This window comes from Halosimplex marinum (assembly GCF_051414075.1).
GTDB lineage: Archaea > Halobacteriota > Halobacteria > Halobacteriales > Haloarculaceae > Halosimplex > Halosimplex marinum.
Genome location: NZ_JBLKNY010000006.1, coordinates 41181 through 55244, shown reverse-complemented (window position 1 = coordinate 55244; position 14064 = coordinate 41181). Strand labels below are relative to the sequence as shown.

Genomic DNA, 14064 nt, shown 5'->3' with positions numbered 1-14064 from the left:
TCTCGAACATACTGATAATACAAGTCTTAATTTATCCCGAACTTTTAGATAAATTCAATCACAAACGCGCTGAATAAACACTTGGCTATGAGCCAAGAATCAACGCGACTCCGCGAATTCCTCGAAGAGAACCCCAAATGGATCGGCGTCATGTTCAGCGCGCTCCTGCTGCTCTCGCAGACTGGGACCGCCGCGGCGGCGCACGGCGGGACGCTCACCGGCCCGTAGTTTACAGTTCCGAGATACTCAGACTCCACTGCAGGGAGCCATCGACTTCTACGGGCGAATCCTGCTGATGGAGGAAGTCCAGAAGCTCCGAGCCTCCGAGCGAATACGTCCCCATCTCTCCGGAGTTGAGCGAAAACGTGTTCGTACCGTCTATCTGCGGGACGAACACTGCCCCCATCGGTGTGGAGAGAGTGGGGTACCCGAATATACTGAACTCCCAGGTGTCTTCCCCGTCGTCGTGAATCGTGATCTTGTGTGGCGTCCCTGCCCGGTTCTCGACGATAGAGGCGCTGGCGTCGCCGACGACGAGGTAGTGGTGTCCTATCTGCTCGTACTCTTTGATGATCGAAACCGTTGCGGCCAGCGAGAAGCCCTGGTTGAGGAGTTTCGCGGCGGTGCGGCCGACGGAGGTGGCGGCCTCGTTGACGATGTCAGTGACGGTGGCGATGCCGGCCATGGCGCCGGCGTCGACGAGGCCGCGGCCCTGCTCGTAGGAGTCGCAGGCGTTGAGCAGGAACGCGCTGACGTTGACCTCCGAGAGGTGACGGGTGTCGAGGTAGCCGTCGGCACAGCGGATCCCGTCGTCGTCGACGTGGCCGATGTAGTGGAGGAAGTCGATGTCCGACCGCAGGAGTTCGCGCATCTCCATCGCGGTCAACTGCTCGTGGGCCTCGATGCCGAACTCGATCCAGTCGCGGGTGCCGTAGATGTCCGAGACGACGTTTTCGTCGGTCATCTCCTGGTCGTTGCAGACGACGGCGACCTGGATCTGCGGGTCCGTCGTGGGCTCGAAGTCCAGCCGCCGGTAGTAGGCGTCGACGGTCATCTTGCTGGCGCCGACCGGGAGGCCCTCGCCGACGTAGGCCTGTTCGATGCTGTCGGTCGGTTCCGGGCGGAAGACCTCGGGGCTGGCCGTCGAGGACGACCCCGCCCGGGTACCGGCCGATCGGACGCTCCGACGGAGCGCGTCGGGGTTGTCCCTGAAGAAGGACTCGACCTGGTCAGTCAACTCCTCTAGAGCCTCGTCGCGTGTCTGTCGGGCGTTCGGACAGCGGACCACGGCCAGTTCGTTCGCGAGGAACGGCAGCGCGCTGACGTTCGACGCCGCGGGGCGCACGTCGGCGGTGAGTTTCCACTGGGGGGCCACGTCGGCCACCGCGTCGAACGGCACGTCGAGATAGGTCCGTAGCTGCTCGGCCAGCGGCTGCTCGTAGACCGCGCCGAAGTCCAGGTCGACCCGCGACGCGACTTCCGTCCGCTCGTTGAGGTCGACCTCGTAGTATCCCTCGGTCCGCGTGACGCAGTCCATGAGAAACACGTGTTTCAGGACGCGCTCGACCTCCGCCTCGAACCCGTCGTCGCCGTCGAGGGGGAACGACCAGTCCGCGGCGGCGATCCGCGGTGACGGCCCGGGTTCGATCCGTGCACCGGTGTAGTACGCCAGCGGCACGACGGGGTAGATGTACTCCTCTATCGGCGGGACCTCGATACCGATCCCCGTCTCCGGCGGGTCGATGGAATCCGGGACCTCCAGATCGTCACCGAGCTCGACGAGTGGCGGGTGGCCACGCAACGACGGGAACGAGCGCTCACAGCTGGTCGTTTTGAGGGCCGATCCGAGCGTCGAGAGCGCGGCCATCAGGTCCTCCGGCGTCTCCGTCGTCGTCACCGTCGCGGCGGGTTGCTCGTGGACCGAGCGCGCGCCCACCTGCACCGAGTCCGTCTCCGAGAAGGAAAGTCGGACGGTGTCTTCCAGCGATGTGACCTCGATCCTGCCTTCGACGGCGATCTGTAGCTTCACCTGCGTCGTCGCGAGTTCGACGTTGTACCGGCCTGGCGGGACGCTGACCGACTCGCGGTCCGACACCTCCGCGACGGTGTTGCCCCCGGCGTCGCGGATCCACAGCGGGACGAAATAGGGCGTCTCGACGGCCGTGGTCCGCACGGTCGCGCCCGCGTCGGCAGGGAAGTAGAACTGGTCGGGGTCGCAGTCCTCGATACCGGGCTCGTCGGGCGTCAGCAGCGCGAACTGGGTCTCCTGGATCGGGTCGAGGACCTGGAGACCGTCGCGGCTCGGGTGGCGGCGGATCTGCGGTCGGGTGGCGTCCGGATCGACGTTCATGGTTCGGCGGGCTCCGTTGTCGCTTCTCGCGGTGTCACGGGGAGGGCACACCCGGGCCGTGCGAGCGAGTAGGCGTGAGAACGCGGTGGGAGAAAAAAAGCCTGTTGGCCCGGGACACCGCTCAATCCGAGAACAGGCTGGTGTGTACGGGCGCGAAGGAGGGGTCGTCGTCCTCGGGCGGTTCGTCGGTGTCGGTGACGGCCGTCCCCTCGACGCCGTCGGCGAGGAAGTCCGAGAGCGGCGGGCCCACGCTCTCCGGCTCGACGAGGAAGGCGTCGTGGCCGTGGTCGGACTCGACGAGGTGGTGGGCGGTCGGCACGTCCGCCCTGCGAAGCGCGTCGGCCAGCTCCTCGGCCTGGGCGGGCGTGAAGTGCCAGTCGGCGGTGAAGGACATCACCAGCGCCTCGCCGTTGTAGGCGGCCAGGGCGTCCTCGTCGGACTCGAAGCCCGCCGAGAGGTCGTAGTTGTCCATCGCCCGGGTCAGGTAGAGGTAGGAGTTGGCGTCGAACCGCTCGACGAACGACTCGGCGTTGTAGTCGAGATAGGACTCCACGTCGCGGTAGGGGAAAAACCCCGCTGCCGGGTCGGTCGGGAACGACCGGGCGGCGTCGCGGCCGGCGGCCCGGCGGCCGAACTTCTGCTCCATCGAGGCCTTCGAGAGGTACATGACGTGGCCGATCTGTCGGGCGAGCGCCAGTCCGTCCGTCGGCTCGGGGCCGTCGCCGTAGTAGTCGCCGCCCTGCCAGTCGTCGTCGGTGGTGATGGCGCGGCGCGCGATGGCGTCCATGGCCAGGCACTGCACGTCCAGTCGGGCGGCCGCGGCGATGGGCGCGATGCGGTCGACGTGGTCGGGGTGCTGTTTCGCCCACTCGATGACGTTCATGCCGCCGACGCTCCCGCCGACGACGGCGTGGAGGTGCGGGATCCCCAGTTCGTCGAGCAGTCGCCGCTGGGCCTCCGTCCAGTCGGCGACGGTGACCGCGGGGAAGTCGGTGCCGTAGGGCTCGCCCGTCTCGGGATTGGTGCTCTCCGGGCCGGTCGTGCCGTAGCACGAGCCCGGGACGTTGGCGCAGAGGACGTAGTACTCGCGGGTGTCGACCGCCTTGCCGGGGCCGACGATGTCGTCCCACCAGGCGCGGGCCTGGCCGTCGGTCCCATCGTCGGCGTGGCGGCCGGCGACGTGGGCGCTGCCGGTCAGCGCGTGGCAGACCAGCACCGCGTTGTCGCCGGTGAACTCCCCGTAGGCCTCGTAGGCGACCTCGAGTTCCGGGACCGAGCGGCCGCACTCGAACTCGAAGGCGCCCAGCGAGACGGTGTCCCGTTCGACCTCCATTCAGGTCTCACCCGACTTCGTCGTTCCGCCGCCCGTGTCCGTCCCGCCGTCCCCGTCGGGGTCGTCCGCTCCCGCGTTGGCGCGCTCGACGGCGCCGTCGACGTCCGCGAGGATGTCGTCGGCGTCCTCGATGCCGACCGACAGGCGCACCAGGTCCGGCGTGACGCCGCTGGCGCGTTGTTCCTCGCGAGTGAGCTGGGCGTGGGTGGTGCTGGCGGGGTGGATGACCAGCGTCTTCGCGTCGCCGATGTTGGCGAGGAACTGCGCGAGGTCGGTCTCCTCGCAGAAGCGCTTGCCGGCCTCGAACCCCCCGGTCAGCCCGAACGCGACCATGCCGCCGTAGCCCCCCTCCAGATACTCGCTCGCCTCGTCGTGGGTCTCGTGGGACTCCAGGCCGGGGTAGGTGACCCACTCGACGCCGGCGTGGTCGGCGAGGAACTCGGCGACGCGCTGGGCGTTCTCGCAGTGGCGCTCCATCCGAAGTTCGAGCGTCTCGGTGCCCTGGAGCGTCGCCCAGGCGTCGAAGGGCTTCTGTCCGTCGCCCAGCGAGCGGACGGCCCGCTGGCGGGCGGCGGTCGCGAAGGCCTCGTCGCCGAAGCGGTCGGCGAAGGTGACCCCGTCGAAGGCGTCGTTGGGCGCACCCAGTTCGGGGTACTTCTCGGGGTGGTCGCTCCAGGGGAAGGAGCCCCCGTCGACGATGACGCCCCCGACCGTCGTCCCGGAGCCGTGGATCCACTTCGTCGTCGACTCCCAGACGATGTCGGCACCGCGGTCGAGCGGGTTGCACAGCGCCGGCGTGGCGAAGGTGTTGTCGACGAAGACGGGGACGCCCCGCTCGTGGGCGATCTCGGCGATCTCCTCCATCGGGGGCGTCACCAGCGAGGGGTTGCCGATGGTCTCGTAGTGGACGTAGGCGGTGCGGTCGTCGATGGCCTCGGCGTAGGCGTCCGGGTCGAGCGTGTCGACGAAGCGCGTCTCGATCCCCCGGCGGCTGCCCATGTTGGAGAGATAGGAGTGGGTGCCGCCGTAGATGGAGGAGGCGGTGACGACGTTGTCGCCGGCGCGAGCGAGGATCGAGGTCGCGGCGTCGAGCGCGGCCATCCCCGAGCCCGTCGCGACGGCGGCGGTCCCGTTCTCCAGCGCGGCGAGGCGGCGTTCGAGCGTCGAGACGGTCGGGTTGTCGAACCGCGAGTAGACGTTCCCCCCGTCGTCCAGCGCGTAGCGGTCGGCCGCCGTGTCCGCGTCGTCGAACACGTACGACGTGGTCTGGTAGATCGGCGGCGCCCGCGCCCCTGTCGCGGGATCGACCGCCTGGCCGGCGTGGACACAGCGGGTCCCGAAGGCGTACGGATCGGTCATGTGTGTCGTGCATATATCTCCAAACATCTATAACCACGAGTTACGGCAAATATCTCAGTGTGAGATATTACCACGCTCGACCGGGAGGAGGGGACCGAAGGGCGGACTCGCGGTCAGACCCGCTCGGTGTCGAGGACGGCCAGCGAGCGGTCGACGGTCACGTCGAGGTGGTCGTCCCCGGCTTCGAGGGGGACGGTCACGCGGAGCGGGTCGCGCTCCGCCACGGCGATGTCGGCGGGGTCGCAGGCGTCGACGGTCCACAGCGGGTCGGTCAGCAGGTCCGGCGCGTTGGCCGCGACGAACGGCAGCACGTCGGCGTGGTAGATCAGGATCTCCGGCAGGTCGGTGCAGAAGAAGTTCTTGCAGTACGAGCAGTGGTGGACGACCGCCGGGCCCGGCATCGCCTGTTCGAGTTCGCTGGACTTCTCGTCGTCCGGGACCACGTCGTGGTACATCTCGCTGGCGCAGGTGGGACAGACGTCGCCGGCGACGGTCATGAGGTCCCGGCGGGCGTAGACGTTCGCCGCCCACAGCACCGCCTCGGGGTCGTTCGACCGGATCGCGCCCGGCGGGAGGTGGTACTTGAAGGCGAGCGCCCCGCAGTCCGGACAGCGCACGACGAGCATACTGTTGCGGTAGGTCGCCTCCAGTTCCGCGCCGCAGTCGGCGCAGTCGGCGTCGGCGGGGAACGGCTCGACGGTCGTCCGGTCGGTGAAGCTGTCGGCCTTGATCGCCTGGTAGAGGATGACGCCGGGGTACAGCAGGCCGTAGCCCTCCGCTTTCTCCTCGACGAACACGCCCAGTAGCTCCTGGAGGTGGTAGTTGAACCGGCCGCTGTCGGACACGTCGCAGCGCCGGCGCAGCTCCTCGAACGACAGCGGGCGGGGCTGGCTGCCCTCCTTGGCGTCGCCGAGTTCCAGCAGGATGGAGACGCGCAGCTCGTTGCCCAGCAGGGAGAACGCCTCGGCGGGCGGGACCGACCGTCGCTCGGAGACCTGGAAGGCGTCGGTCATCGCCACGCACCTCGCGCCCCCAGGCATTTAGTTTCTCGCTCCGGGGCCGACCGCCGCGTCCGTCCGGCTTATGGCGCTGGCCGTCCCTCGGGGAACCGATGGCACCGTGGTACGCCTGGGCGCCGTGGGGCGGCGAGTTCCAGGTGGCTCGCCTGCTACTCCAGCGGGGGATCGCCGCGACGTACCTGGTCGCCTTCCTCGTCGCCGCCCGGCAGTTCCGCCCGCTCGCCGGCGAGGACGGCCTGCTTCCCCTCCGGGAGTACGTCGAGCGCTACGAGTTCCGCGAGCGACCCTCCGTCTTCTACTACCTCGACAGCGACCGCGCGCTCGCCGCCGGCGCCTGGCTCGGGGTGGCGCTGGCCGCCGCGGCGCTGGTCGGCCTCCCGGGTCGCCTGGGGCTCGGCGCCTATCTCGCCGTCTGGACCGCGATGTGGGCACTGTACCTCTCGTTCGTCAACGCCGGCCGGACCTTCTACGGCTTCGGCTGGGAGTCGATGCTCTGCGAGGCCGGCTTCCTCGCGATCTTTCTGGGCGCGCCCGACCTGGTCGCGCCGGCGGTCGTGGTCTACCTCTTCCGGTGGGTCGAGTTCCGCAATATGCTCGGCGCCGGCCTCATCAAGATCCGCGGCGACGACTGCTGGCGCGAGTTGACCTGCATGGACTACCACTACGAGACCCAGCCGATGCCCAACCCCCTCTCGTGGGTCGCCCACCGCCTGCCCGACCGCTTCCACCGTGTCGAGGTGCTGGGCAACCACGTCGTCGAGCTCCTCGTCCCCTTCCTGTACTTCGGCCCGCCCCGGGTCGCCGCCGCGGCGGGGCTGGCCACCGTCGGCTTTCACCTCTGGCTGATACTCACCGGCAACTTCGCCTTCCTCAGCTTCCTCAGCGTCGTCCTCGCCGGGAGCCTCTTTGCCGACGCCGTCGTCGCCGGCCCACTCCCCGCGGGGGTCTCCCTGCCGGTTCCCGACCCCGAGACGCTCGCGCCGCTCCCGCTGTGGTTCCAGATCGCTATCGCCGGGCTGGTCGTCCTCGTCGCCGTGCTGAGTTACTACCCGGTCCGGAACATGGTCTCCTCGTCCCAGGCGATGAACCGCGCGTTCGACCCGCTGAACCTCGTCAACACCTACGGCGCGTTCGGCTCGATCACCCGGACCCGCTACGAGCTCGTCGTCCAGGGCACCGACGACGCCGTCGTCACCGACGACACGGAGTGGGAGACCTACGAGTTCCCCGGCAAGCCCACGGATCCCGGGCGGCTGCCCCCGCAGTGGGCGCCCTATCACCTCCGGCTGGACTGGCAGCTGTGGTTCGCCGCGATGGCCCCCTCCCCCGCCCGCCACCCGTGGTTCGTCCACTTCCTCGCGAAACTCCTGGCGGGCGACGACGGCGCACGCTCCCTGCTGCGGACGGACCCGTTCCCCGACGAACCTCCCGAGCACGTCCGCGCGCTCCGGTATCGCTACGAGTTCACGACCCTCGACGAACTGCGCGAGACAGGCCGGTGGTGGCGCCGCGAGCGCGTCGGCACCTACTACGGCCCCGTCTCGCTCGACGACTCGCGGTTCCGCCTCCAGTTGCAGCGCCGCGGGTGGGACGTGCCCGAGGCCGAACGGGAGCCGGAGGGGAAACCGACCGAACCCAGCGGGACCGCGCGGGCCACCGACGCCGGGTGATCGCCCGGAGTTCGCCTACCCGGGCCCGGCAACCCAGGAACGTATTCCACACGTAGGCGGCGTGTTATCCGGTCGCGAACGGTCTCAGGCTGATCATAACGAAGGAGCCATCGGTCACACAACCGGTATGCTCGTCTCCGAGTCGCAGTTGCTCAGGGCGTGGCGGACGGTCGCGTTCATCGGGCACTTCTCGGGTGTGGAGTCGCTGTCCTCGCGGGACACGAACAAGATCCTCGCCTACCACTCCGTGGGCGGCGGGTTCCACGGCGACATCGAGCCCGACCGCCTCCGCCGCGACATCGAGTACCTCGACACGCACTACGAACTCGTCGACCTGCCCGCGGTGCGCCAGCCGAGCGACGGGAAGCGGATCGCCCTCATCTTCGAGGACGGATACCGCGACTTCGCCGAGAACGTCGTCCCCGTCCTCCGCGAGTACGAGGTGCCGGCCACCGTCTTCGCGATCGCCGACGCCGTCGACGACCCGTCGTTCACCCACAACGACCGCTTCGACTACGAGTACATGGACCGGGAGGACCTCCTCGCGCTCCTCGACGAAGACCTGGTCACCGTCGGCAACCACACCCGGACCCACCCGAGGCTCGCCGAGGTCCCGCCCGACCGCCTGGAGCGGGAGATCGTCGGCGCCAAGCGCCGCCTCGAACGGCTGCTCGGCGTCGAGATCGATCGGTTCAGCTACCCGTACAACAGCTGTGACGAACGCGCCGCCGAACTCGTCCGCGAGTCCCACGAGATCGGCGTCGCCGGCCGCGGCCGCCGCGAGTACCTCTCCGCGGACACCGACCCGGAGGCGGTCCCGCAGGTCAACGGCGCCAACCCGTTCTGGGAGGTGCGCTGGGACCTCTCCGACGCCGGCACGTTCGTCGGATCCGTCGCCGACCGCCTCGTCGGCCGGGCGGTCTGAGCGAGCGCGCAGCGAAGCGACTCACCGAACGGAGCGGCGAAGTGGAAAACGCCACCGCCAGGACTCGAACCTGGGACAACCTCGTTAACAGCGAGGTGCTCTACCAACTGAGCTACGGCGGCACGCATCCCACCATAGCCGGAGTTATTGTATAGGGATTTCGCTTTGCCCTCGCCACGACACGGTGTCACGTACGGCGATTCGACCGACGGGCTCCCCTTCGCGACACACCGGACCGGTTTTCACCGCCGCCGAACAACGCGGAGCCATGAGCGACGAGTTCGACGCCGTCGTCGACGCGGTCCGCGAGCGGGTGACGCCCGACGGCGACGAGCGCGAGCGACTCGACGCGGTCGTCGCGGAACTGCGCGAGCGCGCCCGCGACGCGGTCGCGGACCTGCCGGTCGACGCCGACGTGGTCCAGGTCGGCTCGACGGCGCGGGACACGTGGCTGGCCGGCGACCGCGACGTGGATCTCTTCGTCTCGTTCCCGACGCGCGTCGACCGCGCGGACCTGGAGTCCTACGGCCTCGAAGTCGGCCACGCGGTCCTCCCGGACGGCCACGAGGAGTTCGCCGAACACCCCTACGTCAAGGGGACCTACGAGGGGTTCGACGTGGATCTGGTCCCCTGCTACGCGGTCGCGGACGCGACCGCGATCCGGTCGGCGGTCGACCGCACGCCCTTCCACACCGAGTACCTCGAATCGCGCATCGACGCCGACCTGGCGGGGGAGGTGCGGGTCGCCAAGCAGTTCCTCACGGGGGTCGGCGTCTACGGGAGCGACCTGCGGACGCGGGGCTTCTCCGGCTACCTCACCGAACTGCTCGTCGCCGAGCACGGCGGCTTCCGGCCGTTCGTCGAGGCCGCGGCCGACTGGCACCCGCCCGTCGAGTTCGACCCCGAGGACCACGCGCAGGAATCCTTCGAGGACCCACTGGTCGTGATCGACCCGACCGACCCCGAGCGCAACGTCGCCGCCGTCTGTAGCGCGGAGGCGGTCGCGCGACTCCAGCACTACGCCCGCGAGTTGCTCGCCGACCCGCGCGAGGACCTGTTCTTCCCCGACGAGCCCGATCCGCTCGACCCAGAGGCGGTCGTCGACGCCGTCGAGCGCCGCGGGACCGCGCCGGTCGCTATCCGGTTCGACGCCCCCGACATCGTCGACGACCAGCTGTACCCCCAGCTCGACCGGTCGCTGGACGGCCTCGTCGGCGAACTCGACCGCCGGGGGTTCGACGTGCTGCGGGCGGCCGCGTGGGCCGACGAGACGGTCGCCCTCCTGGCCGAACTCGCGGTCGCCGAGCGGCCGGCCGTCGAGCGCCACGAGGGACCGCCGGTCGGCGTCCGCGACCACGCCGAGGGGTTCTACGACGCCTACGCCGACGACCCCGCCGCGCCCGACGACGGGGCGGCGGGCACCTACGGCCCGTTCCTCGACGGCGACCGCTACGTGGTCGAACGCCCCCGCGAGTTCGAGACCGCCGTCGGCCTGCTGGAGAGCGACGCCGTCTTCGACGTGGCGCTGGGCGCGCAGGTCGAAACGGCCATGCGGGAGGGTTATACGGTGCTCGCGGGCGAGGACGTGGGCGCGCTCGCCGACGAGTTCGGCGTCGAACTGGCGCGGTACTTCGACCCGCGGCCCTGACTGGCGGAGCACAGCCGCTCCCGGTCGCGGTCGCTCGTGACTGCGGAAACAGTCGACACGGCCGACCCCGTCGGGCGGGGTCACTCGGTGTCGATGGCGTAGAGTCGCTGGCGGGCGTCCGCCGGGTAGATCCGTTCCTCGACGATGCCGGTCTCGGTGAGGTCCGACAGCGCGCTGCGGACGCTACGCTGGGAGAGCCGGGTCTCCTCGGCGAGCGTCTTCTGGGTCAGTGGGCCTTCGTACTCGAGGACCGTGTACACGAACTTCGCGCTCGGTGTCAGATCGTCGAGTTGCGATTCCCAGTCACGATACGATTGTTCCGTACAACAGCACACGGGGAAAGGTCACCAACAGCACGGTTCCGCACACACCCATGTATAGGTTTCCGCGGCGCGTTGATGTGTAGGCCGGTACCCATCAGATCACGGACTGATACTCGCGTGTCGCTCGCCCCTCGGGTGACTGATAGACCGGCGGACGCCGCAGTAGTCGGGTGTCGGTCCGCGGCGGTCGGCGTCAGCGCGGGGGGCGGCCGGTCACTCGTCGGCTAGGTCGAACCCCTGGGCGCGCACGTCGTCGATGACCTCGCGGGCGGCGTCCTGCACGTCCTCGTCGGGTTCGGCGGGGGTGTAGCCGTCGAACACCTCGTGGACGGTGCGGATGCTCTCGGTCAGCGTGTCGAGGCCGTAGCCGCCCTCCAGGACGAACCCGAGGCCGGCGTCGACCCGGTCGGCGAACGCGTCGACGCGCTCGGCGAGCAGGCCGTACCCCTCCGTGGAGACGCGCATCCGCGAGATGGGGTCGTGTTCGTGGGCGTCGAAGCCCGCGGAGACGAGGAGCAGGTCGGGGTCGAACGCCTCGAAGGCGGGGAGGATCAGGTCGTCGACGGCCGCGAGGTAGCCGCTGGTTGTCGTCCCCGGCGGGAACGGGACGTTCATCGTCGTCCCCCGGGCGTCGCCGGTCCCGGTCTCGCTCGCGTCGCCGGTGCCGGGGTAGATGCCGTCCTCGTGGACGGAGACGAAGAACACGTCCCCGCGGTCGTCGAAGATGTCCTGGGTGCCGTTGCCGTGGTGGACGTCCCAGTCGAGGACGGCGACGCGGTCGGCGCCCAGCGAGTCGATGGCGTGCTGGGCGGCGACGGCGACGTTGTTGAAGAAACAGAAGCCCATCGCGTCGTCGTAGACGGCGTGGTGGCCGGGCGGCCGCCCCAGCGCGAAGGGAGTGTCCCGGCCGTCGGCGCCGTCGAGCGCCTCGTCGGCGGCCCAGTTGGCCATGCCGGCGGCGGCCAGGGCGGCGTCCCAGGTGGCCTCGACGGCGACGGTGTCGGCGTCCCAGTCGCCGCCGCCGTCGGCGCAGAAGGCCTCGACCGAATCGACGTAGTCGGCGTCGTGAACCGCAGAGACCTGCTCGACGGTCGCGTCCGCCGGGGAGACGTACTTGACGCCGTGACTCTCCGAGAGCCCCTGGCGGATGGCGCGCAGGCGGTCGGGGCTCTCGGGGTGGCGCTTGCCGGTGTCGTGGTCGAGACAGGCCTCCCGGTAGCCGAAGTTCATGCGGTCATTCGTAGTACTGGCTCAGTCGAAAGTAGGCCTCGACGTCCTCGGCCTTGACGGTCCGCCGGTCGGCGTGGCGCGCCAGGTCCGCGGCCGCCGCGGCCACCTCGTCCGCGAACCGCTCCAGCTCGGCCGCCAGCGCGAGGCGGGCGTCCATCGAGACTCGGTAGTCGTCGATGTCGAGGCGGGCGATGCGGTCGACCGGGGCGATCGGCAGTTCCAGGTCGTCCTTGTCGTCGGCGGGTTCGGTGCCGAAGTCCGACGCCATCAGCGTCTTCCGCCCGTCCGCGGTCGCAACGTCGGCCGCCTCGACCGCCCGGTCGGCCCCGCGGTCCTGGATCCGGCGGGCGAGTTCCTCGGCGGCCTCGGCGCTGACCCGCAAACTCCCGGCGTTGCGCCGGATGATCGTGTCGACCGGCGCGAACGGTAGCTCGACGCTCATAGAACACAAGCCGGTCGTTCCGGCCTTAAGCGTTTCCGAAATCCGCTCTCGGCCATCGATAGCCGCTCGGCGAACGCGACCTGCGGTCGTACCGCCGGCCGCCGACCCACGAACTGCCGCGAGCGACGCTGAATCGCTAGAACACGTCGTCGGCGTCGAGTCGGTCGTCGACCATCGCGCCCCGGGCGGTCACTTCCTGCCCGAGCGTCAGCGCCGCCTCGGTCTCGACCTGCATCGTCTCCTGGCCGTCGTCGAGGATCACCGGGTCGCCCGTCTGGACGACCGTCCCCGTGAACTCGACTTCCTCGGCGGCTGCCGCCGCGGCACCGCCGTCGGCGGCCCCGCCCGCGGCTCCCGATCCGGTCGACGCGCCGGTGTCGGCGCCACCCGATCCGCCAGCGTCGCCCGCGTCCGACTCGCCGCCGTCGTCGCCACCGTCGCCGTCGCCGGTGAACGCACCGAGGCCGGCGGACTCGGAGCCGTCCGACCCGCCGTCGTCGCCGGCCCCCGCACCGCCGGGCGACGGCGCCGCCGAGCCCGCCCCGGTGTTCTCGTCGAGGACGACCACCGTGGACTGCCAGCCCGCCGACGCCTCCAGATCGTCCTGCCAGCCGTCCTGGATCTCCGCGTCCGCGACGAACACCTCGTCGCCGGGGGCGATCTCCTTGTCCGCCTTCTCGCCCCACAGCGCCACCCGGATGTCGCCCGTGTCGTCCTGCACGCGGATGTTCCGGACCTGCCCCTCCGAGCCGTCGTCGCGGTCGAACGTGCGCTTGGGGTCGGCCGACCGCACCACCCCCGCCAGGTCGACCACCTGGTCCATCTCGACGGCGTCGATGGCGTCGGCCTCCGGCGTGAACTCGACGGTCTCGTCGATCTCGTCGACCGCGCCGCGGTCCCCGACGTGCAGTTCGAGGTCGCCCTCCCGCTCGCGGACGTAGCCGTCGACCACCTCGACGGCCGTCCCCGGGTCGAGTTCCTCGGCGCGGTCGGCCCGGTCGTCCCACATCGTCACGCGCACGCGACCGGTCTCGTCGCCCAGCAGGAAGTTCGACACCTTCCCCTCCGACCCGTCGTCGCGGTCGAAGGTGCGGATCGAGTCGGTCTCCAGGACGATCCCCCGGACGTTCACGTCGGACTGGCCCATCGTCAGCGCGTCGACCGTCGACCCCTCCCCCAGGTCGACGTCGATCTCGGCGTCCTCGTCCGGTTCGGCCTTGTCGACGGAGACCTCCAGGCCATTATAGCCGTCCTTCGGCCGGCCGGCGATCCGGAGAACCTGTCCTTCCTCCAGCTGGCCCTCCGCGACGGAGGCAGCCTGTTCGTCCCAGAACGCGAGCCGGACGGTGCCGGTCTCGTCGGCGGCTTCGACGTTGACGACGCGCCCGTCCTCGTCCTCGCCGTCCCGCTCGAAGGTGCGCAACTCGCCGATGGAGACCACCTTCGCGAGGAACTTCACCTCGTCCATGCCCGGTTCGATGTCCGCGACGGTGTCGACCTCCCCTTCGTTGAGCTCGTGGGCGATCAGCATCGCCGCCGTCTCCTCGTCGGCGAGCCCGCCCATCTGCTCGACCTTCTGTTCGACGGCCTCGCGGAACTCGTCCTCGGAGACGTCCGTATCGAGATCCGCGTAGACCTCCTCGATCGCTCCCATTAGTCTAGCATTGGGCATGGTTGCGCTCCGCTTAAGCGTTGTCGTTGGCTCGCTACCCCGTTCTCGTCGGCCGATCTCGCGGCGCTCTCGGACGCCGGTCCCGTCGTCCCG

12 protein-coding genes and 1 tRNA gene are annotated in these 14064 nt (G+C 69.7%); 4 read left to right on the top strand and 9 right to left on the bottom strand.

From position 1 onward, the window contains the following. Positions 1-87 precede the first annotated feature (87 nt). Positions 88-228, top strand: coding sequence for a DUF7503 family protein (locus ACMGFI_RS16650; RefSeq protein ID WP_436910983.1), 141 nt, complete (start codon positions 88-90; stop codon positions 226-228). A gap of 1 nt (position 229) precedes the next feature. On the opposite strand, the gene ACMGFI_RS16645 is transcribed toward ACMGFI_RS16650, so the two are convergent. The 4 genes from ACMGFI_RS16645 to ACMGFI_RS16630 all read right to left on the bottom strand — a co-directional run bounded on the left by ACMGFI_RS16645 (position 230) and on the right by ACMGFI_RS16630 (position 6055). Next, positions 230-2350 (bottom strand): hypothetical protein, encoded by a 2121-nt coding sequence (locus ACMGFI_RS16645; RefSeq protein WP_436910982.1) that lies wholly within the window; start codon positions 2348-2350, stop codon positions 230-232. Between the two features lie 121 nt (positions 2351-2471). Further along, positions 2472-3683: a homoserine O-acetyltransferase MetX gene (gene metX / locus ACMGFI_RS16640; protein WP_436910981.1), complete on the bottom strand. Its 1212-nt coding sequence runs from the start codon at positions 3681-3683 to the stop codon at positions 2472-2474. Beyond that, positions 3684-5042 (bottom strand): O-acetylhomoserine aminocarboxypropyltransferase/cysteine synthase family protein, encoded by a 1359-nt coding sequence (locus ACMGFI_RS16635; RefSeq protein WP_436910980.1) that lies wholly within the window; start codon positions 5040-5042, stop codon positions 3684-3686. A 113-nt stretch (positions 5043-5155) separates the two neighbouring features. Then, a complete protein-coding gene (locus tag ACMGFI_RS16630) occupies positions 5156-6055 on the bottom strand; it encodes a DUF7351 domain-containing protein (RefSeq protein WP_436910979.1) in 900 nt (299 codons plus the stop codon). Positions 6056-6153: 98 nt separating this feature from the next. Between ACMGFI_RS16630 and ACMGFI_RS16625 the strand changes: the two genes are divergently transcribed. After that, a complete protein-coding gene (locus ACMGFI_RS16625; RefSeq protein ID WP_436910978.1) occupies positions 6154-7731 on the top strand; it encodes a lipase maturation factor family protein in 1578 nt (525 codons plus the stop codon). Between the two features lie 127 nt (positions 7732-7858). Beyond that, positions 7859-8656 (top strand): polysaccharide deacetylase family protein, encoded by a 798-nt coding sequence (locus ACMGFI_RS16620; RefSeq protein ID WP_436910977.1) that lies wholly within the window; start codon positions 7859-7861, stop codon positions 8654-8656. A gap of 49 nt (positions 8657-8705) precedes the next feature. Here ACMGFI_RS16620 and ACMGFI_RS16615 read toward each other — a convergent pair. After that, positions 8706-8778: transfer RNA gene (locus tag ACMGFI_RS16615), tRNA-Asn, on the bottom strand. 146 nt (positions 8779-8924) lie between these two features. On the opposite strand from ACMGFI_RS16615, the gene cca reads away from it, so the two are divergent. Next, the gene (gene cca, locus ACMGFI_RS16610) at positions 8925-10304 is read left to right on the top strand and encodes a CCA tRNA nucleotidyltransferase (protein WP_436910976.1); all 1380 of its coding nucleotides are present in this window, start codon (positions 8925-8927) and stop codon (positions 10302-10304) included. A gap of 80 nt (positions 10305-10384) precedes the next feature. On the opposite strand, the gene ACMGFI_RS16605 is transcribed toward cca, so the two are convergent. From ACMGFI_RS16605 to ACMGFI_RS16590, 4 genes are all read right to left on the bottom strand, one after another. Beyond that, a complete protein-coding gene (locus ACMGFI_RS16605; RefSeq protein ID WP_495849321.1) occupies positions 10385-10639 on the bottom strand; it encodes a MarR family transcriptional regulator in 255 nt (84 codons plus the stop codon). A 201-nt stretch (positions 10640-10840) separates the two neighbouring features. Next, complete coding sequence (locus ACMGFI_RS16600; RefSeq protein ID WP_436910973.1) at positions 10841-11857, bottom strand: histone deacetylase family protein; 1017 nt, start codon at positions 11855-11857, stop codon at positions 10841-10843. Positions 11858-11861: 4 nt separating this feature from the next. After that, positions 11862-12299: a histone gene (locus tag ACMGFI_RS16595; RefSeq protein ID WP_436910972.1), complete on the bottom strand. Its 438-nt coding sequence runs from the start codon at positions 12297-12299 to the stop codon at positions 11862-11864. A gap of 136 nt (positions 12300-12435) precedes the next feature. After that, positions 12436-13953 carry a single-stranded DNA binding protein gene (locus tag ACMGFI_RS16590; protein WP_436910971.1) on the bottom strand — a complete coding sequence of 506 codons (1518 nt, stop codon included), beginning with the start codon at positions 13951-13953 and terminating at the stop codon, positions 12436-12438. Positions 13954-14064: the final 111 nt, after the last annotated feature.

Coding starts and splice junctions, on each gene's coding strand:
- ACMGFI_RS16650 (WP_436910983.1), top strand. CDS start 88: ATGAGCCAAGAATCAACGCGACTCCGCGAATTCCTCGAAGAGAACCCC.
- ACMGFI_RS16645 (WP_436910982.1), bottom strand. CDS start 2,350: ATGAACGTCGATCCGGACGCCACCCGACCGCAGATCCGCCGCCACCCG.
- metX (WP_436910981.1), bottom strand. CDS start 3,683: ATGGAGGTCGAACGGGACACCGTCTCGCTGGGCGCCTTCGAGTTCGAG.
- ACMGFI_RS16635 (WP_436910980.1), bottom strand. CDS start 5,042: ATGACCGATCCGTACGCCTTCGGGACCCGCTGTGTCCACGCCGGCCAG.
- ACMGFI_RS16630 (WP_436910979.1), bottom strand. CDS start 6,055: ATGACCGACGCCTTCCAGGTCTCCGAGCGACGGTCGGTCCCGCCCGCC.
- ACMGFI_RS16625 (WP_436910978.1), top strand. CDS start 6,154: ATGGCACCGTGGTACGCCTGGGCGCCGTGGGGCGGCGAGTTCCAGGTG.
- ACMGFI_RS16620 (WP_436910977.1), top strand. CDS start 7,859: ATGCTCGTCTCCGAGTCGCAGTTGCTCAGGGCGTGGCGGACGGTCGCG.
- cca (WP_436910976.1), top strand. CDS start 8,925: ATGAGCGACGAGTTCGACGCCGTCGTCGACGCGGTCCGCGAGCGGGTG.
- ACMGFI_RS16600 (WP_436910973.1), bottom strand. CDS start 11,857: ATGAACTTCGGCTACCGGGAGGCCTGTCTCGACCACGACACCGGCAAG.
- ACMGFI_RS16595 (WP_436910972.1), bottom strand. CDS start 12,299: ATGAGCGTCGAGCTACCGTTCGCGCCGGTCGACACGATCATCCGGCGC.
- ACMGFI_RS16590 (WP_436910971.1), bottom strand. CDS start 13,953: ATGGGAGCGATCGAGGAGGTCTACGCGGATCTCGATACGGACGTCTCC.